Source organism: Streptococcus raffinosi, from assembly GCF_030284685.1.
Classification (GTDB): Bacteria; Bacillota; Bacilli; order Lactobacillales; family Streptococcaceae; genus Streptococcus; species Streptococcus raffinosi.
In genome coordinates, this window is record NZ_JASUZV010000023.1 from 1 (window position 1) to 3243 (window position 3243).

Annotated in this window: 1 protein-coding gene; it reads left to right on the forward strand. The window is 40.1% G+C overall.

Annotation, left to right across the window (positions count from 1 at the left end; all coding sequences use genetic code 11):
* Window positions 1-379 precede the first annotated feature (379 nt).
* The coding region (locus QRD39_RS10075; RefSeq protein ID WP_285956393.1) for a Rib/alpha-like domain-containing protein at window positions 380-3243 on the forward strand (2864 nt) is incomplete at its 3' end.

Sequence of the window (3243 nt, forward strand, 5' to 3'; positions counted from 1 at the left end):
GGGGCTTTTTTTCTACAACAAAATCGGCTCCATAATTCCTATGGTGGTTTTACCCACTACAGAAATTATAGAGCCAAATAACTGATAAAAATAGTTGTCAGATTATTATATTTTAAAAATAAAGGAGAGGAGTTCAAGGTCAAGTATAGAGTATGTCTCATGAAATCTTTGATCAATCTTTCTATGTGAGAATATATTAGCTATCTTGGCTACTGTAATAGGTGTTTTAGAAATTAGTATTTTTAGAATTATAAAATAATAAAAAAGTGTTATTTTCTATTGAAATTTCATATTTTTTTGATAATATAATGAAAGGGGGTTAGAGTATTATTTAGGAAGGACAATTGGATAGTGAGATTTCCAATTGTTGTGGAGAATAATGTCTAACGATTTATTCAACAAAAAGAAAAGTCGATTTTCGATTCGAAAATTGAATATCGGTGTTTGTTCGGTGTTACTTGGTACCTTAGTCATGATTGGTACAAGTGCACAAGCCGATGAAAACACTGATACGTCAGTATCAGCCTCTGCACCAGTAGCTGCGTCAACTGAAACGACACAGTCCTTGCTGAATACAAGTGCGACACCTGCTACAAGTAGCGTATCAGAGGCACCAGTGGCTTCAAGTTCTGTTGCTCCAGCAGCAGAGGCAGCGCCAGCACCAGCACCTTCTGCAACACCAAGTGTAGAAGCTGCAACAACACCAAGTTCAGCAGCCACTACAGCTGAAACAGGCAGTCCAAGGGTTGCTTCACAAGCGCCAGCTTCTTCAGAAGCACCGGCAACAGCTGCATCTTCTGAAACGCCACAACCTTCACCATCTCAGGCATCTGCGCCAGGTCAACCTGCTTCTGCTGATTCAACAGCAGCTGAGAAACCACGTGTTCGTTCACGTCGTGCACTTTCTGAAGGGACTGCTGCTCCATCTGCAACGGAAACATCAAACAAGAGTCTCGCTGCTTCAATTGAAGCTGGTGAAGAATACGTTACTATTCGTACAGATGCGGCTTCAACAGTGAAAGTGACGCTTGATGGACAGGAAGTCTCTATTAGTGGTGCTAACGGGATTTATACCTTCAAACGCCCATCATCAGGTGGTAAGGTGGTTGCTACGGCAACAGATGCTTCAGGTAAAAACACAACGAAGCAGCTCAATGTTTCTCCTGTTACTGTAAATGGAGCTATCAAGCCAACTGACTCTTCTCTTACCATTGCAAACAAATTCGACTCTACTGGTATTACATCAGATAAAGAATCGCCATATGTTGTTAAAAATGCTGGGGTTGAATTTAATAAGGTCAATTCTGATGGTAGTATTTCTTTAACTGGAACATCTTGGACAAGATTAGCAGGTGGTTGGGCTAAAGATAGCAATTTCCCATTTGGGGCCCACATGATTTTGAATTTCCAAAATCCAACTTTCTACGAAAATATTGATAAAATAACGATTAAACCAACTTATTCAGGTGCAGCAAAAGAATTCACACGATATGAAAATGGTTCTGTTTGGTCAGTCCCAATTCAAAATGATACGGTAGCATCAGGTGGTATCGGGGCAGCTTATGACCATCCGATTACTATTACCTTGAAAAACGGTAAAACATTGAGAGACCTAGGTCTTGCTAATACACCATTGTCATTCTCTTCTGCATGGGTAACTGGTAAGGACTATGGTAGAGTCATTCCAAACAAATTGGTACGTGAAAGTATTGATAACTCATGGTTTATTGCCTCACAAAATGCTAGAAAAGCTGCATCTGACAATGGTGTAAGCAACTCATTCACAGGTACGCCTGGAACAGGTGTCAATACTCAGCCAACGCTTAAAGTCTTACCTCGTTTTACAAGCGACGGAAAAGCAGATTCCATCGAATTGGTATATACGATGAAGGTTTCTGCGGCTATGGGTGTTATTAATCTGGGTTCTAATACATTCCAATCCGTGCCTTATATTGAACAAGTTATTCCAAAGAGTCTTTTACCATATTTGAATCTGAATGAAACCTATATTTACAAATCAGATGCAGATGGCTCTATTGTAAGTGGTGCTAATAAAATTAAATTAACAATGGATTCGTCTGGTAAGCTTGATACACGTAATACAGACGAAATCAGTATTGCTACTAAATCTAATCCATCTCAAAGTGATGTTGACCGAGTTAGAAACAATCTTGATAAGAATGTTTTAGGTACAGCTTCTGGTCAGCTTGGCTCTTATACCATTTCTTATAAGTTTAAAAATACCATTGATTCTGTTGAATTGGCTAAGAAACTTAATAATGAAATTAAGAAAAACAATGGTATGCTGCTTTTTGAACAATGGATGGAACGTGGGGTTAAACCAAACCTCAATCTCATCCAACGTTCATGGGGTGGTAATACGGAAGGGGTCCATCAAGGTTCATATGCGAACGCCTTCTTGAATACTAACTTATTGACTGTTAATGCGCCTAAGAGTCAAACTTATGATGTTAGTTATGAAAAAGCTATTATTACGGCAGGTGGTACCACTCAACCACAAATTCCACTGATTCGTGATGTGGAAGGCAAAGTGGTTCCAGTTCCTTCAGGAACAACTTTCAAGGCTGGAACTTTACCTGCTGGTGTCACTTCTGTGTCAGTTGATAAAGCGACAGGTGCTATCACTAGTAAGATTGCTGAAAATGCAACAAGTGGTTTAGTAAATGTGCCAATGCAAGTCACTTATCCTGACGGTACAACAGAAACAGTTAATGTTCCGATTGAAATCACGGCTAAACAAACTGATGCAGATAAGAACACACCAACACCTAAGGACCAAACCGTCAATGTTGGTGAAACACCAGACGCTAAGAAGTCAATCGGTAACGTTGATAGTTTGCCAAACGGTACAACTTTCACTTATAAGACTCCAGTTGACACTACAACACCGGGTGATAAAGGAACAACAGTAGTCGTAACTTACCCAGATGGTTCAATTGATGAAGTTCCTGTCACAGTTAAGGTTGTAGATCCTCGTACAGATGCAGATAAGAACACACCAACTCCTAAGGACCAAACCGTCAATGTTGGTGAAACACCAGACGCTAAGAAGTCAATTGGTAACGTTGATAGTTTGCCAAACGGCACAACTTTCACTTATAAGACTCCAGTGGATACAACAACACCGGGTGATAAAGGAACAACAGTCGTTGTGACTTACCCAGATGGTTCAACGGATGAAGTGCCAGTCACAGTTAAGGTTGTAGATCCTCGTACTGATGC